The sequence below is a fragment of the Sphingomonas sp. CL5.1 genome (assembly GCF_013344685.1).
GTDB lineage: Bacteria > Pseudomonadota > Alphaproteobacteria > Sphingomonadales > Sphingomonadaceae > Sphingomonas.
The window spans coordinates 4252616-4275537 of record NZ_CP050137.1; the positions used below are offsets into that span (position 1 = coordinate 4252616).

Genomic DNA, 22922 nt, shown 5'->3' on the forward strand with positions numbered 1-22922 from the left:
TTATTTCCCTGGCGTCACCGGCGCGCTTCCCGCATCCTTCCCGCGCGGCAGCACGGCGAGCGTCCAGTCCTTGTCCGGGCGGAGGTATTTCGCCGCCGTCGCCTGGAGGTTCTCCGGCGTGATGCTGGCGAGGTCGTCGACCATCGTGTGCAGCGCCTCCAGCCGCGCCGGGTCATAGGCTCCGCCGCTCGCCTGGATCAGCCAGAACTGGTTGCCCGACGAGGCGCGCGAGAGATATTGCAGCGTCGGCACCACCGTGCGCCGCAATTCGTCCGCGTCGATCGGCTTGGCGACCAGCTCGGCGGCGATCTCGCGGCTCAGCTTGAAGAACAGGTCGACCTTGTCGGGCTGCACCTGCCCCATCGCGATGATCCGCCCGCCCGTCGTCATGCCGAGCGGCCACTGACTCTGCGCCGAGGGACTGTAGCTGGCGCCGGCGATTGAGCGCAGGCGATCGAATAGCCGATCCGCGAAGACCGAGGCGAGGATGTCGAGCCGCCGCATCTCGGCATGGCCCGCCGCGCCGCCGCCGGTCGGCCAGGCGATCACCGCCGCCGCCTGCGAATCCGGGCCGCCGTGGGTGAGCACCACCGGCTTGTCGGCATGCGCGGGGAAGGCGACCGGGACGACCGGCGCATTATCCGGCCTGCGCTTCTTCAAGGCGCCGAAGGTGCGGGCGACCGCGGCGATCGCCTCATCCTCCTTCACGTCGCCGAACACGTCGACCTCGATCGGCCCCTTCGCCAGCACCGGCTCCCAGAAGGCGCGGAAGTTCGCCGGGGTCAGCGCCTCCACCTCCGCTTGCGACGGGGTGCCCCAGCGCACGTCGCCATCGCGGATGCGCCGTTCCAGCTCGCGGCTGAGCACGCCGTCGGGCGAGGCGTTAAGCCCCGGATAGCCCGCCAGCATCGCCGCCCTGGCGCGCATCACCGGCGCCGCATCCCAGCGCGGGAAGGCGAGCTTGTCCGCCATCAGCAGCAGGTTGTCGGCATAGTCGCCCGGCGTCGTCATCGCGCTGAACGAGAAGGCGTCCTCTGCGATATCGAGGTCCATCCCGATGCGCCGCCCGTTGGTCAACGCGTCGAGGTCGCCCTGGTCGAGATCGCCGATCCCGCCCGGCACCAGCGCCATGTCGCCCGCCCACGCCGGGGTCGGCACCTTCGCCGGCAGCGTCGAATAGCCGCGCCCGAACCGCACGCGGATATAGACGCGCCCGGTCTCCGACGAATTGGCGTAGAGCAGCATCCGCACGCCATTGCGGAACACGACCTTCTCGATCCCCGGCTCGCCCGCCGCCTCGCGCGACTTCACCTTGCCCGGCTTGCCGAGCTTCGGCAGGCGCGAGAAATCGATGTTCGCCTGATCCTTGCGGCTGCCGACCAGCCCGGACACGTCCTCCTTCAACGCCGCCGCCACCGCCGCCGGGGTGGCGCCGTCGGCGGTGCGCGTGTTGACGATCGCGCGGGTGGCGGTGCCGGCGAAGATGCGGCGGGTCGATTCGAGCAGCGCCTCGGGCGTGAACATGCCCTTGTCGTGCGCCTGCTTCAGGATGTTGTACGATTCCTGCGGCCCGGCGACCGTCTCGCGGATGTCGAGCGCGCCGACCATGTCGTCGGCCTGCTTCGCGCCGGCCTCGACCCGCGCGGTGCCGACGTCGTTGCGCATCGCCGCGTCGAACTCGGCATATTCGCGCTCGATCTCGGCCTGCGTCGGCGCGGTCGCCATCGCATCGGCGATCACCGCGCGCACATCCTTCATCGCGGCGTGCCAGTCGTCGCCGACCGGCAGGATATTGGTGAAGGTGACGTTGGCGGAACGCGACACGTCGTCGAGGCTGACCGACGCCTGGAGGAAGCTGCCGCCCGCCCGCGCACGTGTCTCCAGCCGGCGGTTGATGACGCGCACCGCGAGGAAATCGATGAAACGCTTCTGGTTGAAGATGATCGTGTCGTCGCGATAGATCCACGGCCGCAGCACCGCCATCGACACGACCGGCGGCAGCGCCGGCTCCGTGATCGTCGCGGTTTCGGGCGCGGCGGGGTCGGGCTTGCCGAAATCGGTGTCCGCCGGGTCCGGCCCCTTGCCGCGCCAGTCGCCGAAATTCTTGACGACCAGCTTCGCCGCCACATCGGGATCGATATCGCCGGAGATGATGACGACCGTCCGCGCCGGGCGATACCAGCGATCGTGGAACGCCTGGATCGTCGCGGGCGTCGCCGCCTCCAGCGTCTTGACCGAGCCGATCGGCGAGCGGTCGGCGAGCGGCTGATGGGCGAAGAACAACCCGCGCATCGCATCCGACCAGCGCACCTGCGGCCCCGGCGCCTCGCGCTGCTCCGCCAGCACGGCGGGGCGCTCGGCGGCGAGGCCCCGTTCGGTGATCGCCGGCTCCGCCATCATCCCGGCGAAGATCTTGAGGCTCTCGTCCAGGCTGTCCTGCGTCGCCGCCGGCAGATCGAGCTTGTAGACGGTCTGCGTCGGCGTGGTCTGCGCGTTCGAATCCGATCCGAACGTCGCGCCGAACCGCTGCCACACCCGCTTCGTCTCGCCATCGGGCACATATTTCGACCCGCGGAACGACAGGTGCTCGATGAGATGGGCATAGCCCTGTTCCGAATCGCGCTCGTTGAGCGACCCGGCGTCGATCCTGACGCGCACCGCCACCTGCCCCGGCGGCACGCCGTTCTTGCGCACCGCATAGCGCAGGCCGGTGGAAAGCCTGCCGAAATGCCAGGCGGGATCGGGCGGGATATCGGACCGCTCGAACAGCCACGGCCGGGTATCGACCGTGACGGCCGGGGCGGCGGGCGCGGCCGCCGGCTTCTTGCGCGGCGGAGCCGGGGCCGGCGCGGCGGCATTGGCGATGAGGGCGAAAGCGACCAGCGGCGTCGCCACCGCGCGCGTGAAAAACGACATGGCCGCGCTTGTACGAAGGCCGGACGGGATCGGCAACGGCATCGGCGCCAACTTTGCATTTCCCTTTTCGCGCCATGTTTTGGCCCGCTCCGGGTTCTAGCCAGCACCGCAGGCGACGTGGACCCCTTTGCCGCGACGCCGCGTTTCCCGTCTGCACGTATTCCGCAGGCGCAACAACTGGACTGAAGCGACGTGGAGCTCGACGTAAGGCACGCATCGCCCGGAATGGGGCACAATTCGGGCAACGCCGTCGGCGTTCCCGTGATGGTGCCCGATCTCAACATCATCTCCGGCGCGCCCACCCCCGGCAGCGCGATGCGGGCCGAGCGCGGCCGCCCGCTCATCATCACGATCGGCAAGCATCTGCGCGGATTCTTCGACCGGATGATCGCCTCCTCCTCGCTCGTCGCCAATACGCCGGTGCTCGACGTGCGCGATTTCCCGTGGACGCAGATGCTGCGCGAGAACTGGCGAGCCATCCGCGACGAGGCGGTGAAGGTCGCGCTGCGCGCCCATGCCGCCCCCAGCCTGTCGACGATCTCGCCCGACCACCGCTCGATCGCGGAGGTCGACAAATGGCGTTCCTTCTTCCTCTGGGGCTACGGCTATCGCATCGACGAGAACGCCGACCGCTGCCCCGCGACCGCCGCGCTGGTGGAGCGGATTCCGGGGCTGAACTCCGCCTTCTTCTCGATCCTCGCGCCGGGCACGCACATCCCGGATCATCGCGGCGTGACCAAGGGCCTCATCACCTGCCACCTCGGCCTCGTCGTGCCGCGCGACGGCGACGTCAGGATGCGCGTCCACGATCGCGTCGTGCGCTGGGCGGAGGGCGAGACGCTGGTGTTCGACGACACCTACCGGCACGAGGTGTGGAACGAGACCGGCGGCACCCGCGTCGTGCTGCTGATCCAGGTCGAGCGGCCGCTGCGCAATCCCGGCAAGTGGGTCGCCGACACGTTCCTGCGCATCGTCCGCCGCTCCGCCTTCGTGCAGGAGGCGCGCGAGAATATCGAGACGTGGAACGCGGCGGTGAAGCAGATGGACGTCTAGAGCCGGGTGCCAATCGGCTCCGTCGCGGCGGATCAAGCCTTGATCCCCGCCGCGCGCGGAGCCACATGGGCTTCATGCTGATCGAGACCGAAGCCACCCCCAATCCGGCGACGCTGAAATTCCTTCCCGGCCACACCGTGATGGAGAACGGCACGCGCGATTTCGCGACGCCGGAGGAAGCCGCCGCCTCGCCGCTCGCCACCGCGCTGTTCGATCTGGGCGACGTGACCGGCGTGTTCTTCGGCCGCGACTTCGTGTCGGTCACCGCCGCGCCCGGCGTCGAATGGCACGGGCTGAAGCCCGACGTGCTGGCGATCCTGCTCGATCATTTCACCGCGCGGATGCCGCTGTTCAACGCCCCCTCCGCCGATTTCGCGGTGCCGGCGGCGGAGGAGGAGATCGCCGACGATCCCGCCGACGCGGATATCGTCGCGCAGATCCGCGAGCTGATCGACACGCGCGTCCGCCCCGCCGTGGCGAACGACGGCGGCGACATCATCTATCGTGGGTTCGACAAGGGGAAGGTCTATCTCCGGATGCAGGGCGCCTGCTCCGGCTGCCCCTCCTCCACCGCGACGCTGAAGAACGGCATCGAGCAATTGCTCAAATATTACGTGCCGGAAGTGACCGAGGTCCGCGCGGTCTGAGGGGCGCGGCCTATTTCCCCACCACGAAATCCTTGAGGCTGCCCACGTCGGTCAACGCATCGGGGGTGACGACCACCGTCGCGCCCGGCACCAGCACGCTCTCGATCGCGGCGCGGGTGGCCGGCGTCATGTCGATGTCGCCGAACTGCATGTCCTCGTCGAGCGCCTGGCCGGGCAGCGCGATCCGCGTCCAGCGGCGCGCGCCGGCGGAATCGGCGGACTGGAGCGAATAGAGATAGGGGTGGTCGATCTGCCGCCCCACCCCCACAGAGGCGCGGCCGATGATCCGCCCGCCACGGATCACGAACAGCGCGCGATCGGTGGTGCTGACCACGATCGAGACCGGCCCGGTCGGCGCGCGCGCCGGGTCCCAGAAATCGCGCGTCCCCGGCGCCGCCTGCGCGCCGCCCTTCGCCGCCGCCGCGATCACGTCGCCGGCCGGCACCACGGCGGGCAGCGCCTCGCGCTTCGTCACCACCACCGTCATGCCGAGCGGCGTCGCGCCGTAGAGCGTCTCGGCGAACTTCGCCGGCAGCCGGATGCAGCCGTGCGACGCGGCATGGCCCGGCAGCGCTCCGGCATGGAGCGCAACCCCGTCCCACGTCAGCCGCTGCATGAACGGCATCGGCGCGTCGTTGTAGAGATTGGAGTGATGCACCTTCTCCTTCTGGAGCACGGTGAAGATGCCGGTCGGCGTCTCATGCCCCTTCTTGCCGGAGGAGACGGTGGTGATCGCGATCGGCAAGCCGTTGCGATAGACCACCGCGCGCTGCGTCTCGAGGTTGACGACCATCAGGATCGGGCCGGCGGGCGCGGTCTGCGGCGCCCACATATATTCGCCCGCCTTCAACGCCCGCGCCGCGCGCAGCGCCGAGGAATTGTCGAGCGTCGAGCGGCCGGTGACGGTGACCGTCTTCGGCTCGACCTGATCGGCGGGGACGGCCTGCGCGGCGATCGCGGCGGCGGCGGTGAGGAAAGCGAACATCGGCATGGAGACGCCTTAGCGCGCATGGACGGCGTTTTGAATCACCGATATTCCCGGCGGCCGTTCCCGAACGTCTCCCCGGCCATTGGCGCGCCGCGCCGCATCGCCTACATGCCCGCGCATGACCGAGATCACCGTCGCCGCGCTGCAACTCGCCTTCTCCGACGATCTGGAGCGGAACATCGCCAACGTCTCCCGGCTCGTGCGCGAGGCGGCGGCGAGGGACGCCCGGGTGATCCTGCCGCCGGAGCTGTTCGAGGGCGAGTATTTCTGCCGCGTCGAGGACGAGGGGCTGTTCGCCAACGCGAAACCCACCGCCGAGCATCGCGCGGTCAAGGCGATGCAGGCGCTCGCGGCCGAACTGAAGGTGTGGATCCCGACCAGCTTCTTCGAGGCGGACGGGCCGCATCATTACAACAGCCTCGCGATGGTGGACCCGGACGGCAAGGTCGCCGGCGTCTATCGCAAGAGCCATATCCCGGACGGGCCGGGCTATGAGGAGAAATTCTATTTCCGCCCCGGCAACACCGGCTTCAAGGTGTGGGACGGGCCGGGCGCGAAGCTGGGCATCGGCATCTGCTGGGACCAATGGTATCCCGAGACCGCGCGCGCGCTGATGCTGATGGGCGCGGAAGTGCTGTTCTACCCCACCGCGATCGGCAGCGAGCCGCATGACGAGGGGCTGGACACCGCGCGCCTGTGGCGGCGCGCGATGATCGGCCACGCCGTGTCGAACGTCGTGCCGGTGGTCGCCGCCAACCGCATCGGCACCGAGCACGGACAGACCTTCTACGGCACCAGCTTCATCTGCGACGAGCGCGGCGACATCCTCGCCGAACTGGGCCGCGCGGAGGAAGGCGTCATCACCGCGACGCTCGATCTCGATCGCGTGAAGCGGCACCGCGCCGCCTTCGGCTTCTTTCGCGATCGCCGCCCCGATCTCTACGGGCGGCTCGTCCACGATATCTGAGCGCGCGGCCAAGCGACTGTCGCGCGACGGCTTTTTCTGGCATCCTCGCCCGCGATGAGCCGTCTCTCGCCCGACGACGCCGACGCGCGCTTCATTCGCCGGCTGTTCCTTGTCGCCCTGGTATTCGCGCTGCTCGCCGCGCTCTATGTCGCGGGCAACCTGCTGATCCTGTCCTTCGGCTCGATGCTCGGCGCGATCGTGATCCACGCGATCGCGGAAGGTTACGGCCGCGCGATCCGCGTCCCGCCCAAGCCGGCGCTGGGGCTGGCGATCGTCACGGTGCTGGCGCTGATCGCCTTCCTCGGCTGGCTGTTCGGCGTGGCGTTCCGCGAGCAGGTGAACCTGTTCGTCACCCGCCTGCCCGCGACGATCGCGGATCTCGGCGACTATATGTCGCAGACGCCGGTAGGGGCGAAGATCGCCGACGCGGTGCGCTCGGCCTATGCCGGCAGCCGGATCGCGCAGGATATCGGCGGGCTGGCGCAGGGGCTGGGCGAGATATTGCTCAACGCGCTGCTGGTGCTGGCCGGCGCGATCTTCTTCGCGGTCGATCCGCGCGTGTACGAGCGCGGCTTCCTGCTGCTGATGCCGCGATCGAAGCGCGCGGCGATCGACGATGCGCTGTCGGATGTCGCCTCCACGCTGCGGCTGTGGCTGCGCGCGCAGCTGATCCAGATGACGACGATGGGCGTGCTGGTCGGGCTGGGGCTGTGGATCGCCGGCGTGCCCTCCGCCGCCGCGCTGGGGCTGCTGACCGGCCTGTCGGAGTTCATCCCCTATATCGGCCCGCTGGCGGCGATGCTCCCCGCGCTGGGGCTGGCGGCGACGCAGGGGCCGGCGACGATCGCCTGGGCGCTGACGGTGTTCGCGATCGTGCGGCTGGTGCAGACCAACTTCATCACCCCGTTCGTCACCAGCCGGGTGATCGCGATCCCGCCGGCGGTAACCCTGTTCGCGATCCTCGCGATCGGGGCGGTGTTCGGCATCTTCGGCCTGTTCTTCTCCGCCGCGCTGCTGGTGGTGATCTTCACGTTGGTGCGCAGCCTTTACCTCCGCGAAACGCTTGGCGAGGATATTGGGGAAAGCGCCCCCTGAACGCCGCGATTCGTCTCCGGAACCCGCGCGACTCGCGGGAATCCCTCGCTTAAGACGAAATTAACCTTTTGCGTTCAGACAGTATTTGGTTAATGATTCTGTCGCGTCCGGGCCTTGGGAGAGGTGCGGGCGCGGTCTCGAACGGGGAAATCAGATGCGGGTGTTGCTGATCGAGGACGAGCCGACGACCGCCAGGGCGATCGAACTCATGCTCTCCGCCGAGGGCTTCAACGTCTATTCGACCGACCTTGGCGAGGAGGGCCTCGACCTTGGCAAGCTCTATGATTACGACATCATCCTGCTCGACCTGAACCTGCCGGACATGCACGGCTATGACGTGCTGAAGCGGCTGCGCGTCGCCCGCGTCACCACGCCGGTGCTGATCCTTTCCGGCATCAACGAGATGGATTCCAAGGTGCGCTCGTTCGGCTTCGGCGCCGACGACTATGTCACCAAGCCGTTCCACCGCGAGGAGCTGATCGCCCGCATCCACGCGGTCGTCCGCCGCTCGAAGGGCCATTCGCAATCGGTCATCAAGACCGGCAAGCTCGCCGTCAACCTCGACGCCAAGACGGTCGAGGTCGATGGCGCGCGGGTGCATCTGACCGGCAAGGAATATGCGATGCTGGAGCTGCTCTCGCTCCGCAAGGGCACCACGCTGACCAAGGAGATGTTCCTCAACCATCTCTACGGCGGGATGGACGAGCCGGAGCTGAAGATCATCGACGTCTTCATCTGCAAGCTGCGCAAGAAGCTGAGCCTCGCGTGCGAGGGCGAGAATTACATCGAGACCGTGTGGGGCCGTGGTTACGTCCTCCGCGAGCCGGAGGAGGCCGCGCAGGTCGCCTGATCGACACTCCTTCGTCACCGGGAGACGGCCGCGCCATCGGGGGGTGACGCGGCCGTTTTCCTTTTCCGGCGTTGCCGACGCGATGCCGCGCGGGCATGTTCCTCCCCGGAAGCGGCGAGGGAGGATGCGTGATGTCGATCGAGGGAAAGGTTGTTCTCGTCACCGGCGGCGGCCAGGGGATCGGGCGCGGCATCGCGCTGCGGCTGGCGCGGGACGGCGCGAGCCTCTGCCTGGTCGATATCAACCGCCCCGCGATCGACGCGGTGGCCGGCGAGATCGCCGCGCTGGGCGGCAAGGCGACGATCTTCGTCGCCGACGTCGGGGACCGCGAGCAGGTCCATGCCGCGATCGACCATGCCGAAAGCACGCTCGGCGGCTTCGACGTGATGATCAACAACGCCGGGATCGCGCAGGTCCAGCCGCTGTCGGACGTGACGCCGGAGGAGGTGGAGCGCATCTTCCGCATCAACGTGAACGGCGTGATCTGGGGCATCCAGGCGGCGGCGGCGAAGTTCGTCGCGCGCGGGCGGAAGGGCAAGGTCATCAACGCCTGCTCGATCGCGGGGCAGGACGGCGCGGCGATGCTGGGCGTCTATTCCGCCACCAAGTTCGCGGTGCGCTCGCTCACCCAGTCAGCCGCGAAGGAATTCGCCAGCCGTGGCATCACCGTGAACGCCTATTGCCCCGGCATCGTCGACACCGGCATGTGGGAGGAGATCGACGAGCGTTTCTCCGCCGTCACCGGCGCGCCGCGCGGCACCATCTCCACGCGCGCGATCGAGGGGATCGCGCTGGGCCGGATGGAGACGCCGGAGGATGTCGCCGGGCTGGTCGCGTTCCTCGCCGGGCCGGATTCGGACTATGTCACCGGCCAGTCGATCATGGTGGACGGCGGGATGGTCTATCGCTGACCGGTCTGTTTCCGCTCCCATGCTTTCTCACCGCCGATCCACGTCTGCTCGACCACCGTCTTGCGCAGGTCGGTCGGGCTGGCGTTGAGCGGATCGCGATCGACGATGATGAAATCGGCGCGCTGGCCGGGGGCGAGGATGCCGAACCTGCTCTCCGCGAAGCCGGCGTAGGCCGCGCCGCCGGTATAGGCCCACCACGCCTGCTCGCGGGTCAGCGCCTCCTCCGGCCGCCAGCCGCCATAGGGCTGGCCGTCCGCGTCCTGCCGGGTGAACGCCGCCGCCCAGCCGGCCCAGGGATCGGGCTTCTCGACCGGCGTGTCGGAGCCGAAGGCGAGCTTCGCGCCGGTGGCGAGGATCGATTTCCACGCATAGGCCCCGGCCAGCCGCTGCGGCCCCAATCGCGCCTCCGCCATCGTGCGGTCGCTGGTCTGGTGGACCGGCTGCATCGACGCGACGATGCCGTGGCGGCCGAAGCGCGGCAGATCCTCCGGCGCGACGATCTGCGCATGTTCGATCCGCCAGCGGCGGTCGCCGGAATAAGTGTCCGACAGCGCATCGATCGCGTCCAGGACCTGCTGGTTGGCGCGGTCGCCGATCGCATGGACCGCGATCTGGAAGCCGTCCATCGCCGCGCGGCTCATCTGGTTCTGGAGCTGCGCGTCGGTGTTGAAGCCGAGGCCGGACTGGCCCGGCGCATCGGCATAAGGCGCTTTCAGCCACGCCCCGCGCGAGCCGAGCGCGCCATCGGCATAGAGCTTCACCCCGCCCATCCGCAGCCGATCGCCATAGAGCCACGGCGTCGGCCCCTTGCCGCCGACGCGGCTCGCCGTCTCGACGCCGCGCGCATAGCTCATCACGCGGATGCGCAGCGCGCCGATATCGGCCATGCGGCGATAGCTGAGCCAGTCGTCCAGCGTCGTCCCCATGTCGGCGATCGCGGTGACGCCATAGCCGAGCAGCACCTGCTGCGCGGCGAGGAAGGCGGCGTCGCGCTCCTTCGGCAAGGGCTGCGGGAGAACCTTGTCGACAAGCTGGGTGGCGGCATCGACGAACACGCCGCTCGGCTGGCCGCCCGCGCCCTTCTCGATCCGGCCGCCGGCCGGGGTCGGCGTGGCGGCGGTGACGCCGGCCTCGCGCATCGCCGCGCCGTTCGCCCAGCCGGCGTGGCCGTCGGCGCGCTCCAGCCAGATCGCGTGGCCCTGCGAGATCGGATCGAGATCGGCGGCGGTCGGAAAGCGCCCCAGCCCCCATACCTCCTGATTCCAGCCGCGCCCGATGATCCACTTCCGGTCCGGGTTGGCGGCGATATAGGCGGCGATCCTCGCCTTCGCCTCGTCGAGCGATTTCGTGTCCGACAGGTCGAGCGACATCGCCGCGAAGCCGAGCTGCTCGACATGGCCGTGCGCGTCGATGAAGCCGGGCAGCAGCACCTTGCCCTTCATGTCCGCGCGCCAGTCGTAGCGCGGGCCGGGGTCCTTCTTCGTCGGCTTGCGCGGCTCCTCGTTGACGGGAACGAGGCGGACGACCTTGCCGTCCTTGTCCATCACCAGCGCCTTGAAGCGCACGACCCTGCCGTCGCGGTCGAGCGTGATGCCCTGCACATTGTCGATCAGCGCATCGGCCAGCGCGGGAACGGGAAGCAGGACGGCGGCCGCCGCGAGCAGCGCCGCCCTCATCGCGGCAGCCGCCGGACCAGCGCGCTGGTGTCCTGTCGCCCGCCGCCCAGCTTCTGCACCTCGGCATAGAATTGATCGACCAGCGCCGCGACCGGCAGCACCGCGCCGTTGCGCTTCGCCTCGTCGAGCGCCAGCCCGAGGTCCTTGCGCATCCAGTCGATCGCGAAGCCGAAGTCGAACTCGTCCCTCGCCATCGTCCCCCAGCGGTTGACCATCTGCCAGCTCTGCGCCGCGCCGCCGGACACCGCCTCGAACACCTTGTCGAGATCGAGCCCGCTCGCCTGCGCGAACCGCAGCGCCTCGCTCAGCCCCTGCACCACGCCGGCGATGCAGATCTGGTTGACCATCTTGGACTGCTGCCCCGCCCCGGCCGCGCCGACATGGACGATGCGCGCGGCATAAGGCTCCATGACCGGCCGCGCCCTGGCCATCGCGGCGTCGCTGCCGCCGCACATGATGGAGAGCTGGCCCTTCTCCGCGCCCGCCTGCCCGCCGGATACGGGCGCATCGACCGAAAGCGCGCGCGCCGCCGCCAGCCGCCGCGCGATATCGGCGGAGACGGTGGTGTGGTCGATGAACACCGCATCCGCGCGCATCGCGGCGAAGGCGCCATCCGGTCCGAGCGTCACCTGCTCCAGATCGCCGTCGTTGCCGACGCATGTCACCACCGCGTCGGCGCCCGCCGCAGCGGCGGCCGGCGTGTCCGCGACCTCCAGCCCGGTCGCCGCCGCCCTGGCGCGGGTGCGGTTATAGACGACGACGTCGTGTCCGGCGCGGGCGAGATGCCCGGCCATCGGGGCGCCCATGACGCCGGTGCCGATGAATGCGATCCTCATGGAGATGGGGATTAGGCGGAGTTTCCACGGCGCGCCAGATGGTCTAGGCGGCTCCCTCTCCGCCGCGCCTGTTGCGGCATTTCATGGAGGTTATGTTGGCAAGCCTTGCGACGAGCAGCGAATCCCTTCCCGTCACCCTCGACGACGTGCGCGCGGCGCACATGCGGATTCGCGACTCGATCGTGCGCACGCCCACCCTCATCAGCAAGACGCTGTCGCAGCTCACCGGCGCGACCGTCTATCTGAAGTTCGAGAACCTCCAGTTCACCGCCGCCTACAAGGAGCGCGGGGCGCTCAACACATTGCTCCAGCTTTCGGACGAGGCGAAGGCGCGCGGCGTGATCGCGGCCTCGGCGGGCAATCACGCGCAGGGCCTCGCCTATCACGCCAACCGGCTCGGCGTGCCGGCGACGATCGTCATGCCGAAGACCACCCCGATCGTGAAGGTGACGCAGACGCAGGGCCACGGCGCCACCGTGGTGCTGGAGGGCGACACGTTCGACGCCGCTTATGCCCATGCCCGCACGATGGAGGCGAACGAGGGCTATACCTTCGTCCACCCGTTCGACGATCCGCGCGTGATCGCCGGGCAGGGTACGGTCGCGCTGGAGATGCTGGAGGACGTGCCGGGAATCGACACGTTCATCACCCCGATCGGCGGCGGCGGCCTCATCTCCGGCATGGCGACCGTCGCCGCCGCCGCGCCGCGCCGCGCGGTGGAGGTGATCGGGGTGCAGGCCGAGCTGTTCCCCTCGATGTATAATCGCATCCATCACACGGACCTGCCCTGCGCCGGGGATACGCTGGCCGAGGGCATCGCGGTGAAGGAGCCGGGCGGCATCACCGCGCGGATCGTGGAGGCGCTGGTCGACGACATCCTGCTCGTCTCCGAACGCAATCTGGAGGAGGCGGTGAGCCTGCTGCTCCAGATCGAGAAGACGGTGGTCGAGGGCGCGGGCGCCGCCGGCCTCGCCGCGCTGATGCAGCACGGCGACCGCTTCCGCGGCAAGACGGTGGGCGTGGTGCTGTGCGGCGGCAATATCGACACGCGGCTGCTCGCCAACGTGCTGCTGCGCGATCTCGCCCGGTCCGGCCGGCTGGCGCGGCTGCGCATCCGGCTGAAGGACCAGCCCGGCGCGCTCTACAATGTCGCGCGCATCTTCGACGAGCAGCGCGTCAACATCATCGAGGTCTATCACCAGCGCGTGTTCACCTCGCTGCCGGCCAAGGGCCTGATCGCCGACATCGAATGCGAGGCGCGCGATCGCGGGCACCTCGACCGGCTGATGGCGGCGCTGCGCGACGGCGGCTATGAGGTGAGCCCGGTCGAGCCGGCCTGAAACCGGGCCTCCTCCACCCACTGGAACGGCGCGGGCGGACGCGTTAACCTCCATTCGTGGTTAACAGCCTTTTCACGATTGCGGCGAGGTCGCATATCCTCGGAGACGGCGCGGATCATCGCGCCGGCTCAAGGGGTAAACGTCGGTGACGGCGCCATTTCGCTTTCCGCGCTTCTTCGTGACCAGCCCCGCGCCATGCCCCTATCTGCCGGGGCGACAGGAGCGGAAGGTGTTCACCGAGCTTTCCGGCCCGCACGCCAACGAGCTGAACGACGCGCTCGGCCGGATCGGCTTCCGGCGCAGCCAGTCGGTCGCCTATCGCCCGTCGTGCGCGGGCTGCTCGGCCTGCGTCTCGGTGCGCGTCGTCGCGCATGATTTCGTCGCCAACGCCACCCAGCGCAAGCTGATCCGCCGCCACGCCGATCTGGAGGTGACCGCCTGCCGCCCGTGGGCGACCGACGAGCAATACCAGCTCCTGCGCCGCTATCTCGCCGCGCGCCACCCCGGCGGCGGCATGGCGGGGATGGACGACACCGATTATGCCGACATGATCGAGCAATCGCCGGTCAACTCGGTGATCGTCGAATATCGCGAGCCTTCGGTGAACGGCGCGCGGGGCAAGCTGATCGGCGCCTGCCTCACCGACCGGCAGGCGGACGGGCTGTCGATGATCTACAGCTTCTTCGCCGCCGACCGCGAGGACCGGCCGGCGCTGGGCAACCTCATCATCCTCGACCATATCCTGCGCGCGCGCACCGCCGGCCTGCCCTATGTCTATCTCGGCTATTGGGTGAAGGGATCGGCGCGGATGGAATACAAGACGCGCTATCGCCCGCTCGAGATCCTCGGCCCGCGCGGCTGGACGCTGCTGCCGGAGGACGAGGCGGTCGTCGCCTGAGCCTCACGCGCCGGGCAATGCCGCCAGCATGTCCGGCGTCAGCAATTGCGGCAGGACGCGCGGGGCCGGCGCGCCGGGAGCGTACCACAGGTAGAGCGGCACGCCGGCGCGGTTGTTCGCCTCGATGAAGCGGCCGAGCGCCGGGTTGCCGTCGGTCCAGTCGCCGACCAGCACCGCCACCTTGCCGTGCCGGAACGCGCGCGCGACCTTCTCCGTCTCGATCGAGGTCTTTTCGTTGACCTTGCAGGTGAGGCACCAGTCGGCGGTGAAATAGGCGAACACCGGCCGCCCTTGGGCGCGCAGCGCGGCGAGCCGCGCCTCGCTGAACGGCTGCGCGCCCGCGACCGCCGCCGCCGGAGTCGCCGCGCCGGGATGCAGCAGCGCAGCCGCGACCAGCGCCCCCGGCACGCCGATCAGCGCCGGCCACCACGCGCGCCCACGCCCGGCGCGCTGCGCCAGGCCGGTCAGCCACAGGCCCACCAGCAGCAGCGCCAGCGCGATCAGCGCGAGCATCAGCCCGACACTCCCCGCCTGCCGCCACAGCACCCAGCCGAGCGCCAGCGCGGTGAGGAACATCGGCAGCGACAGGATGCGCCGCACCCGCGCCAGCCAAGCCCCCGGCTTCGGCAGTCGCCGCCGCAGCGCGGGCACGAAGCCGATCAGCAGGAACGGCAATGCGATGCCGAAGCCGAGGCCGGCGAATATCATCAGCGCCGCCACCGTCGGCAGCACCAGCGCCGCGCCGAGGGCCGCGCCCATGAACGGACCGCTGCACGGCGTCGCGATGAACGCGGCCAGCGCGCCGGTGGCGAAGGCGCCGGTCGTGCCGGAGCGGCCGGCGAAGCGTGGCGTCGGCAGCTCGAACAGCCCGGCGAGGTTGAGCGCGATCCCGGCGACGAGCAGCAGCAGCGCGCCGATCACGCGCGGGTCCTGCAACTGGAACGCCCAGCCGACCGCCGCCCCGCCCGCCCGCAACGCGAGCAACGTGCCGCCCAGCGCGAGGCAGACGACGACCACCCCCGCCGCATAGGCCACAGCCTCGCGCCGCGTGCCGCGCTCCGTCTCGCCCGCGCGCGCGAGACTCAGCGCCTTGAGGCTCAGGATCGGAAAGACGCAGGGCATGATGTTGAGCAACAGCCCGCCGAGCACCGCCCCGGCGAAGGCCGCGAGCGCCGCGCCCCATGCCCCTTCCCCGCCGGCGGCCGGCGCGACATTGCCCGGCTCCGCGACGATCGCCAGCCCGCGCCCGTCGCCGGTCGCCAGCACGCCCTCGATCCGGCCGTTGACCGGGGTCGCGGCGGCCTTCGTCTCGATCACCAGCCGGTCGCCGTCGCGCGCCACTTTCTGCGGCGCGGCGAAATCGACCGCGCCGGTCGCGGCCGGGTAGAAATACGGCTGGTTCACCGGCGCGTCCGCCGGGAACGGCACGCCGAGCCTGAAGGTGCCCCCGCTCGCCTGCCATGTCGCCGTCGCGCCGAGCGGCTGCGGCAGCGCGCGCCGCCATGCGTCGAACCGCGCTGCGCTTGCCGGATCGGGCGCGCCGTCGCCGATCGTCAGCACCGTCTCCAGCGTCTGCGTCTCGGGCACGCACAGATCGTTGGTGCAGACCAGATAGTCCGCCTTGACGGCGATCGGCAGCCGCGCGCCCGCCGTCAGCCCGGCCGGCACCTTCAGATCGACCAGCATCGCGAACGGCCGCTCGAACACATAGTTCATCAGCCCGGCGATCAGCAGCCGCTGCGGCACCGGATAGCGCAGCTCGCCCGCCGTCGCGCCGGGCGGCAGATGCCATTCCAGCCGCGTGCCGACGCCCGCGTCGCCGGGGTTCTGCCAGTAAGCGTGCCAGCCCGGCGCGGGCGCGGCGTCGAAGGCGAGCGTCACCGTGCCGCCCGCCGCCGGCCGCGCGGTTTCCGCCACCAGCCGCATCGCGACATGCGGCGCGGCGCCGGCGGGCAGCGCGAGCAATGTCATCAGCCCGACCAAAAGGGCCGATACCCGCCGCAACCATGCTTGCCTCGCCATCATGGCGCGGACATACCCTGCCCGCCAACGCTTTGCACCAAGGACCGAAGATGAAAGTGCGGATCGCCGCTCCCCTCGCCCTGCCGATTGCCCTGATCGCTGCCGCCTTCGCCGCCCCGGCGCTCGCGCAGCAGGCCGCGCCCGCCGCTCCGGTCGCCGAGGCGGCGGGGCCGCGCGCCGCGCCGAAGCTGATCGTCGCCATCTCGGTCGATCAATTCTCCGCCGACCTGTTCGCGCAATATCGCAATCGCTTCACCGGCGGCTTCGCGCGGCTGTTGCAGGGCGTCGTCTTCCCCTCCGGCTACCAGAGCCACGCCGCGACCGAGACCTGCCCCGGCCACTCGACGATCCTGACCGGGATGCGCCCGGCGCACACCGGGATCATCGCCAACACCTGGCTGGACCAGAAGGCGGGCCGCGCCGACAAGATGGTCTATTGCGCGGAGGACGAGCGCGTCCCCGGCAGCGACCATAACAACTACACCGCCTCCGACCTGCACCTGAGGGTGCCGACGCTGGGCGAGATGATGAAGGCCGCCCATCCCGCCACGCGCGTCGTGTCGGTCGCGGGCAAGGATCGCGCGGCGATCATGATGGGCGGCCACAAGGTCGACGAATTGTGGTTCTGGGACGGCAAGACCTTCGCCTCCTATGCCGGGCGCGCGGTGCCGCCGACGGTGGCGCGCGCGCGGACGGCGGTGGCGGAGCTGATCGCCAAGCCACAGGGGCCGCTGCCGCTGCCCGGCTGGTGCGCGGCGATCGCGCGGCCGATCCAGGTCGGCAACCAGACGCTTGGCACCGGGCGGTTCGAGCGCGCGGCGGGCGACGCCAAGGCGTTCCGCGCCTCCCCCGCGATCGACAGCGCGGTGCTCGGCATCGCCTATGGCCTCGCCCACGACATGAAGCTCGGGACCGGCGCGGCGCCCGACCTGCTGATCGTCGGCCTTTCCGCGACCGATTATGTCGGCCACGCCAACGGCACGCAGGGCAGCGAGATGTGCATCCAGATGAACGAGCTGGACCTGTCGCTGGAAACCTTCTTCGACGCGCTCGACGGGCTGGGCGTCGATTACGAGGTGGTGCTGACCGCCGACCACGGCGCGCACGACATGACCGAGCGGCAGCGCGAACATGCCATGCCGATGGAGACGCGCGTCGATCCCGCGCTTTCCCCCAGGACGGTGGGCGCGGCGATCGGCAGGGAGCTTGGCATCGCCGGGCCGGTGCTGATCGGCGGCGAGGGCGACGTCTATGTCTCCAGCGACGTGCCCGCCGCGAAGCGCGCTGCGGTGATCGCGGCGGCGGTGAAGCGTTATTCCGCGATGCCGCAGATCGCCGCCGTGCCGACCCGCGAGCAGATCGCCGCGACGCCGATGCCCAAGGGACCGCCGGAAACCTGGACGCTGCTGGAACGCGCGCGCGCCTCCTATGACCCGGAGCGGTCGGGCGATTTCCTGCTGCTGCTCAAGCCGCGCGTCACGCCGATCCCGGCGCCCGGCCCCGGCTATGTCGAGACCCACGGCAGCCCGTGGGATTACGACCGCCGCGTGCCGATCCTGTTCTGGCGCAAGGGCATCGCCGGGTTCGAGCAGCCGCTGTCGGTCGAGACGGTCGATATCGTGCCGACGCTCGCCGCGACGGTGGGGCTGGAGGTGAACGGCCTCGATGGGCGCTGCCTCGATCTCGACGCGACGGCCGCGTCGACCTGCCCGCGCTGACGGCTATCCCGCCAGCATCTCCGCCAGCCGGCGGGAAACGGCGCCGGCGGGATAGGGTTTCTGGATCACCGCGTCGTCGCCGACATGCGCCAGCGCGCGCAGGTCGGCGTAGCCGGTCACGAACAGCACCGGCAGGCCCGGCCGCAGGCCACGCGCCTGCGCGGCGAACTCCGCCCCGTTCATTCCCGGCATCGCGAAATCGACCACCGCCGCGTCGAGCACCATGTCGCGCTCCACCACACCCAGCGCGCGCGGGCCGTCGGCCGCCTCGATCACCAGCGCGCCGGCATCGCGCAATTCCTGCGCCGTCACCGCGCGGACGTGCGCATCGTCGTCCAGCACCAGCACGGTGCGCCCCACGATCGAGCAGTTCCCGGCGGCCGCCGGCTCACTCGCGCGCGGACGAAGCGGCGCGGCGGCGCGCGGCAGGTAGATGCTCACCGTCGTCCCCTCGCCCGGCGCGGTCTCGATCCTGATCCCGCCGCCCGATTGCTTGACGAAGCCATAGACCTGCGCCAGCCCCAGTCCCGATCCCTTCCCCACCCCCTTGGTGGTGAAGAACGGCTCGAACACGCGCGCGCGCACCTCCGCGCTCATCCCCTCGCCGGTATCGGAGACCGAGACGACGACATAATCGCCGGCCGGCGGCTCGTCCGGCGAGGCCGGCCCGCCCAGCGCGACATTGCCGGTGGCGAGCATGAGCGAGCCGCCGGCCGCGCCCATCGCGTCGCGCGCGTTGATCGCGAGGTTGAGCACCACCAGCTCGAACTGCGTCGGATCGACCAACGCGTGCCACAATTCGTCCGCCAGCCGCATGTCGATGGTGATCGCACGGCCGAGCGTGCTCTCCATCAGCTCGCGCATCCCCGCGATCGTCTGGTTCAGCTCGACCACCTTCGCCTCGAGCCGCTGGCGGCGCGAGAAGGCGAGCAGTTGCGCCGTCAGCGCCGCGCCGCGCTCGGCCGCCATGCGCACATGCTCCAGCCGCTGCCGGTCGCGCGCGTCGGCCGTATCGCCCAGCGTCCGCTCCAGCGTCGCGACATTGCCGAGCACGACGGTCAGCAGGTTGTTGAAATCGTGCGCCACGCCGGAGGTGAGCTGCCCCACCGCCTCCAGCCGCTGCATCTGGTGGAGCGCGGCCTCAACCCGCTCGCGCTCGGCGATCTGCTCGGTCAGCTCGCGGGTGCGCTCGGCGACGCGGCGCTCGGAAGCCTCGCCGGCGAGATGCGCCTCGCTCACGTCCACCGCGCAGCAGATATAGCCGCGATAGGCGCCGTCGACGAGGCGCGGCCGCGCCTCCGCATGGACCCAGCGCGATTCGCCGCGCGCGGTGCGCAGCCGCAGGTCGCCGCCCATCGGCCGGCGCTCGACATCGGCCTGCGCGCGGATCGCCGCCATCATCGCGCGGTCCTCCGGCAGATAGAGCCGCGTCCAGCCTTCGCGGATGATCTCCGCCGGGGATACGCCGAGGAACGTCTCGAAGAACTGGTTGGCGAAGACGATCTCGCCCTTCTCGTCGGTCTGCCAGACCAGCGCGGGCAATGAATCCGAAAGGTTGCGGAAGCGCGCCTCGCTCTCGCGCAGCGCCTCGCGCTCCTGCCGCCGGCGGGTGATGTCGATCACGGTGCCGGCCGCGCGGACGCAGCGGTCGCCCTCGAAGATGCCGCGCCCGGTCGCCGCCAGCCAGCGCAATTCGCCGTCGTCGGCGCGCCGGACGCGGAACTCGACGTCGAGCGGCTCGCGCCGCGCCGGGTCCACCGTCGCCTCAAGGCTGGCGCGGACCGCCTGCTCGTCGGCGGGATGGAGATGGGCGTAATAATCGTCCAGCGTCATCGGATGATCGGGCGCGAAGCCGTAGATCGCCTTGGCCCGGTCGGACCACAGGCTCTGCCGCTCGGGCAAATGGATGTCCCAGGTGCCGATCCCCGCCGCTTCCGCCGCCAGTTCCAGCGATTCGCGGCTCAGCGCCAGCGCCCGCTCGGCGCTGTGGCGATCGGTGACGTCTGTGCCCTGCACGAACACCCCCGTCACCGCGCCGGTCGCGTCGACCAGCGGCTGGAACAGGAAATCGACGTAGCGCGTCTCCGCTTCCATGCCCGGTCGACGGCGCAAACGCGCCGCTGAGCCATTCTCGCGATAGGATTCGGCGCTCGCCCACACCGCGTCCAGCCGTTCCAGATAGCCCTGCGTCGCGATCTCCGGCAGCACGTCGCGGGCGGCGCGCCCGACGATGCCGCCCTCCCGCTCGCCGATCAGGTCGCGGAACGCGCGGTTGGCCAGCTCGACGACATGGTCGCGGCCGCGTAGCACGACGATGAAGCCCGGCGCCTCCTCGAACATCTGCGCCAGCCGCGCGCGATCGTCCGCCAGCGCGCGGGCCGCGCGCACCTGCGCGGTGGTTTCGGAGACGATGCACAGCACCCCGCCGATCTCGCCGCTATCCTCCCGGACCGGGGAATAGGATACGTCGAAGAACACTTCCTCGCCGTAGCCGGCGCGCTCGATATAGAAGGGGCGGTCCTTCGCGCGGAACGTCTCGCCGGTCTCGCGGACATGCGCGAGCAGCGGCTCGAGGTCATCCCACAGCTCGCTCCATGCCTCGCGCGCCGGGCGGCCGAGCGCGGCCGGGTGCTTGTCGCCGATCGTCGGCGCATAGGCATCGTTGTAGAGCGCGACATAGTCCGGCCCCCAGAACAGCACGATCTCGGCGGCGGCGGGGAGCATCAGGGCGACCGCGTTGACCAGCGCCGGCGGCCAATGCCCGATCGGGCCGAGCGGCGATGACGACCAGTCCTTCGCCAGCATCATCTCGCCCAATGCGCCGCAACCGGCGAATTGCCGCGCAACCCTGCGCGCGTCTGTCGGCGGGTCGTCCATCGACACCCTCACTATCGCTTTCAACCCATCGCGAAAAGCGCCGAAGCATGGCGCGGACGTACAAAGCGCGTTAGACCGGCGACAGATGAAGCCGGCATTCCGTTCAATCCACGCCCATCGCCTGCTGCGCGTCGCCGCGGCGACCCCGCGCGCCTCGGTCGGCGACGCCGCCGCCAACGCGCGGGCGGCGATCGCGCTGGCGCACAGCGCGCACGACCAGGCGGTCGATCTCGTCGTCTTTCCGGAGCTGAACCTCACCTCCTATGCGATCGACGACCTCCACCTGCAATCCGCGCAGCAGGCGGCGACGCTGGCCGCGCTGGAAGCGGTGACGGAAGCGACGCGCGACCTCACGCCGGTGCTGCTGGTCGGCGCCGCGCTGGCGCGCAACGGACGGCTCTACAATTGCGCGGTGGCGATCGCGCGCGGGCGCGTGTTGGGCGTGGTGCCCAAGTCCTTCCTGCCCAACTACCGTGAATATTACGAGAAACGCTGGTTCGCGTCGGGCGCGGGCCTCGCCGGGCTGACGATCGCGATCGGCGGGGATGAGGTGCCGTTCGGCACGGACCTGATCTTCGCCGCCAGCGACCTGCCGCACTTCGTGTTCCACGCGGAGATCTGCGAGGATTACTGGGCGCCGACCCCGCCGTCGACGCCCGGCGCGCTGGCCGGGGCGCTGGTGTGCTGCAACCTTTCCGCCTCGAACATCACGATCGGCAAGGCGCGCGAGCGGGCGATGCTGTCGGCGGCGCAATCGGCGCGCGCGCTCTGCGCCTATGTCTATGCCGCCGCCGGGCCGGGGGAGAGCACCACCGACCTCGCGTGGGACGGTCAGGGCACGATCCACGAGCTTGGCGAGTTGCTCGCGGAATCGGCGCGGTTCGGGCACGATCCCGAACTGTGCATCGCGGACGTGGATTGCGAGCGGCTTATGCAGGAGCGCACGCGCTTCGGCACGTTCAACGACGCCGCCGCGCTCGCCGGCCACCCGGAGACGCGCTTCCGCCGCGTCGGCTTCGCGCACCGGCCCGATTTCGCCGACGTCGGCCTGCGCCGCGCGCTGCGTCGCTTCCCGTTCGTGCCGAACACGCCGGAGAAGCGCGACGCCGATTGCTACGAAGCCTTCAACATCCAGGTCGAGGGGCTGGCGAAGCGGCTGGAAGCGACCGGCGCGAAACGGCTGGTTATCGGCGTGTCGGGCGGCCTCGATTCCACCCACGCTTTGATCGTCGCGGCCAAGGCGCTCGACCGGCTCGGGCGCGCGCGGAGCGATATCCTCGGGGTGACCATGCCCGGCTTCGCCACCAGCGAGGGCACCAAAGGCAACGCGTGGAGGCTGATGCACGCGCTCGGCGTGACGGCGGAGGAGATCGACATCCGCCCCGCCGCGCGCCGGATGCTGGAGGATATCGGCCATCCCTTCGCGAACGGCGAACCGGTCTATGACGTGACGTTCGAGAATGTGCAGGCGGGGCTGCGCACCGACTATCTGTTCCGCCTCGCCAACCAGCGCGACGGCATCGTCGTCGGCACCGGCGACCTGTCGGAACTGGCGCTCGGCTGGTGCACCTATGGCGTCGGCGACCAGATGAGCCATTACGGCGTCAACGCCGGCGTGCCCAAGACGCTGATCCAGTTCCTGATCCGCTGGTGCATCGCGACCGACCAATATGACCCGGAGACCGATACGGTGCTGGAGGCGATCCTCACCACCGAGATCAGCCCGGAGCTGGTGCCCGCCGGCGCGGACGGCGCGATCCAGAGCACGGAGGCGCGGATCGGCCCCTATGCGCTCAACGATTTCTTCGCGCATCATGTGATCCGCTACGGCCTCGCGCCGTCGAAGATCCTGTTCCTCGCATGGCACGCATGGCGCGACGCGGAAGCGGGGCGCTGGCCGGAGGGCGTGCCGGCGGCGGCGCGCGTCGCCTATGACCTCGACACGATCCGGGGGTGGCTGGAGAAATTCCTCCACCGCTTCTTCCGCACCAGCCAGTTCAAGCGCTCGGCGCTGCCCAACGGGCCGAAGGTGTCGTCCGGCGGCGCGCTCAGCCCGCGCGGCGACTGGCGCGCGCCGAGCGACGGCACGGCGGCGGCGTGGCTCGCCGAACTGGCGGGGTGGGATTGA

The 22922-nt window shown here is 70.1% G+C and carries 16 protein-coding genes; 10 read left to right on the top strand and 6 right to left on the bottom strand.

Annotated elements, in window-relative coordinates:
* A complete protein-coding gene (locus F9288_RS20360; RefSeq protein WP_174838458.1) occupies nucleotides 1-2916 on the bottom strand; it encodes a pitrilysin family protein in 2916 nt (971 codons plus the stop codon).
* Between the two features lie 225 nt (nucleotides 2917-3141).
* Here F9288_RS20360 and F9288_RS20365 point away from each other — a divergent pair, with 225 nt between their 5' ends.
* Nucleotides 3142-3969 carry an aspartyl/asparaginyl beta-hydroxylase domain-containing protein gene (locus tag F9288_RS20365; RefSeq protein ID WP_254620987.1) on the top strand — a complete coding sequence of 276 codons (828 nt, stop codon included), beginning with the start codon at nucleotides 3142-3144 and terminating at the stop codon, nucleotides 3967-3969.
* 74 nt (nucleotides 3970-4043) lie between these two features.
* Nucleotides 4044-4616 (top strand): NifU family protein, encoded by a 573-nt coding sequence (locus F9288_RS20370; protein WP_174839230.1) that lies wholly within the window; start codon nucleotides 4044-4046, stop codon nucleotides 4614-4616.
* 10 nt (nucleotides 4617-4626) lie between these two features.
* On the opposite strand, the gene F9288_RS20375 is transcribed toward F9288_RS20370, so the two are convergent.
* Complete coding sequence (locus F9288_RS20375) at nucleotides 4627-5607, bottom strand: L,D-transpeptidase family protein (protein WP_174838460.1); 981 nt, start codon at nucleotides 5605-5607, stop codon at nucleotides 4627-4629.
* A gap of 115 nt (nucleotides 5608-5722) precedes the next feature.
* On the opposite strand from F9288_RS20375, the gene aguB reads away from it, so the two are divergent.
* From aguB to F9288_RS20395, 4 genes are all read left to right on the top strand, one after another.
* Nucleotides 5723-6571, top strand: coding sequence for an N-carbamoylputrescine amidase (gene aguB / locus F9288_RS20380; protein WP_174838462.1), 849 nt, complete (start codon nucleotides 5723-5725; stop codon nucleotides 6569-6571).
* A 54-nt stretch (nucleotides 6572-6625) separates the two neighbouring features.
* Entirely contained in the window at nucleotides 6626-7666 is a 1041-nt protein-coding gene (locus tag F9288_RS20385) for an AI-2E family transporter (protein ID WP_174838464.1), read from the top strand.
* A gap of 154 nt (nucleotides 7667-7820) precedes the next feature.
* Complete coding sequence (gene ctrA, locus F9288_RS20390; RefSeq protein WP_174838466.1) at nucleotides 7821-8516, top strand: response regulator transcription factor CtrA; 696 nt, start codon at nucleotides 7821-7823, stop codon at nucleotides 8514-8516.
* Between the two features lie 131 nt (nucleotides 8517-8647).
* Nucleotides 8648-9427, top strand: a complete 780-nt coding sequence (locus F9288_RS20395; RefSeq protein WP_174838467.1) for an acetoin reductase — start codon at nucleotides 8648-8650, stop codon at nucleotides 9425-9427.
* On the opposite strand, the gene F9288_RS20400 is transcribed toward F9288_RS20395, so the two are convergent.
* Nucleotides 9418-11103, bottom strand: coding sequence for an amidohydrolase (locus F9288_RS20400; RefSeq protein ID WP_174838469.1), 1686 nt, complete (start codon nucleotides 11101-11103; stop codon nucleotides 9418-9420). The two genes, F9288_RS20395 and F9288_RS20400, sit on opposite strands and share 10 nt — an antisense overlap.
* A complete protein-coding gene (locus tag F9288_RS20405) occupies nucleotides 11100-11939 on the bottom strand; it encodes an NAD(P)-dependent oxidoreductase (protein WP_174838471.1) in 840 nt (279 codons plus the stop codon). Before F9288_RS20405 ends, F9288_RS20400 begins: the two co-directional genes overlap by 4 nt.
* 83 nt (nucleotides 11940-12022) lie before the next feature.
* Between F9288_RS20405 and F9288_RS20410 the strand changes: the two genes are divergently transcribed.
* A complete protein-coding gene (locus F9288_RS20410) occupies nucleotides 12023-13279 on the top strand; it encodes a threonine ammonia-lyase (RefSeq protein ID WP_174838473.1) in 1257 nt (418 codons plus the stop codon).
* A gap of 145 nt (nucleotides 13280-13424) precedes the next feature.
* Nucleotides 13425-14177, top strand: a complete 753-nt coding sequence (locus tag F9288_RS20415) for an arginyltransferase (RefSeq protein ID WP_174838475.1) — start codon at nucleotides 13425-13427, stop codon at nucleotides 14175-14177.
* A gap of 3 nt (nucleotides 14178-14180) precedes the next feature.
* Here the strand turns inward: F9288_RS20415 and F9288_RS20420 are convergent, their stop codons facing one another.
* Nucleotides 14181-16148 carry a protein-disulfide reductase DsbD gene (locus tag F9288_RS20420; RefSeq protein ID WP_254621228.1) on the bottom strand — a complete coding sequence of 656 codons (1968 nt, stop codon included), beginning with the start codon at nucleotides 16146-16148 and terminating at the stop codon, nucleotides 14181-14183.
* Nucleotides 16149-16249: 101 nt separating this feature from the next.
* Between F9288_RS20420 and F9288_RS20425 the strand changes: the two genes are divergently transcribed.
* Nucleotides 16250-17917, top strand: a complete 1668-nt coding sequence (locus F9288_RS20425; protein WP_174838476.1) for an alkaline phosphatase family protein — start codon at nucleotides 16250-16252, stop codon at nucleotides 17915-17917.
* A gap of 3 nt (nucleotides 17918-17920) precedes the next feature.
* On the opposite strand, the gene F9288_RS20430 is transcribed toward F9288_RS20425, so the two are convergent.
* A complete protein-coding gene (locus tag F9288_RS20430; RefSeq protein WP_174838478.1) occupies nucleotides 17921-20794 on the bottom strand; it encodes a PAS domain S-box protein in 2874 nt (957 codons plus the stop codon).
* A gap of 85 nt (nucleotides 20795-20879) precedes the next feature.
* Here F9288_RS20430 and F9288_RS20435 point away from each other — a divergent pair, with 85 nt between their 5' ends.
* Nucleotides 20880-22922 (top strand): NAD(+) synthase, encoded by a 2043-nt coding sequence (locus F9288_RS20435; protein ID WP_174838480.1) that lies wholly within the window; start codon nucleotides 20880-20882, stop codon nucleotides 22920-22922.

Excerpts from the sequence above, each read along its gene's own strand:
- F9288_RS20360 (WP_174838458.1), bottom strand. The coding sequence starts at position 2,916 with ATGTCGTTTTTCACGCGCGCGGTGGCGACGCCGCTGGTCGCTTTCGCC.
- F9288_RS20365 (WP_254620987.1), top strand. The coding sequence starts at position 3,142 with ATGGGGCACAATTCGGGCAACGCCGTCGGCGTTCCCGTGATGGTGCCC.
- F9288_RS20370 (WP_174839230.1), top strand. The coding sequence starts at position 4,044 with ATGCTGATCGAGACCGAAGCCACCCCCAATCCGGCGACGCTGAAATTC.
- F9288_RS20375 (WP_174838460.1), bottom strand. The coding sequence starts at position 5,607 with ATGCCGATGTTCGCTTTCCTCACCGCCGCCGCCGCGATCGCCGCGCAG.
- aguB (WP_174838462.1), top strand. The coding sequence starts at position 5,723 with ATGACCGAGATCACCGTCGCCGCGCTGCAACTCGCCTTCTCCGACGAT.
- F9288_RS20385 (WP_174838464.1), top strand. The coding sequence starts at position 6,626 with ATGAGCCGTCTCTCGCCCGACGACGCCGACGCGCGCTTCATTCGCCGG.
- ctrA (WP_174838466.1), top strand. The coding sequence starts at position 7,821 with ATGCGGGTGTTGCTGATCGAGGACGAGCCGACGACCGCCAGGGCGATC.
- F9288_RS20395 (WP_174838467.1), top strand. The coding sequence starts at position 8,648 with ATGTCGATCGAGGGAAAGGTTGTTCTCGTCACCGGCGGCGGCCAGGGG.
- F9288_RS20400 (WP_174838469.1), bottom strand. The coding sequence starts at position 11,103 with ATGAGGGCGGCGCTGCTCGCGGCGGCCGCCGTCCTGCTTCCCGTTCCC.
- F9288_RS20405 (WP_174838471.1), bottom strand. The coding sequence starts at position 11,939 with ATGAGGATCGCATTCATCGGCACCGGCGTCATGGGCGCCCCGATGGCC.
- F9288_RS20410 (WP_174838473.1), top strand. The coding sequence starts at position 12,023 with ATGGAGGTTATGTTGGCAAGCCTTGCGACGAGCAGCGAATCCCTTCCC.
- F9288_RS20420 (WP_254621228.1), bottom strand. The coding sequence starts at position 16,148 with ATGACATTGCTCGCGCTGCCCGCCGGCGCCGCGCCGCATGTCGCGATG.
- F9288_RS20425 (WP_174838476.1), top strand. The coding sequence starts at position 16,250 with ATGAAAGTGCGGATCGCCGCTCCCCTCGCCCTGCCGATTGCCCTGATC.
- F9288_RS20430 (WP_174838478.1), bottom strand. The coding sequence starts at position 20,794 with ATGGACGACCCGCCGACAGACGCGCGCAGGGTTGCGCGGCAATTCGCC.
- F9288_RS20435 (WP_174838480.1), top strand. The coding sequence starts at position 20,880 with ATGAAGCCGGCATTCCGTTCAATCCACGCCCATCGCCTGCTGCGCGTC.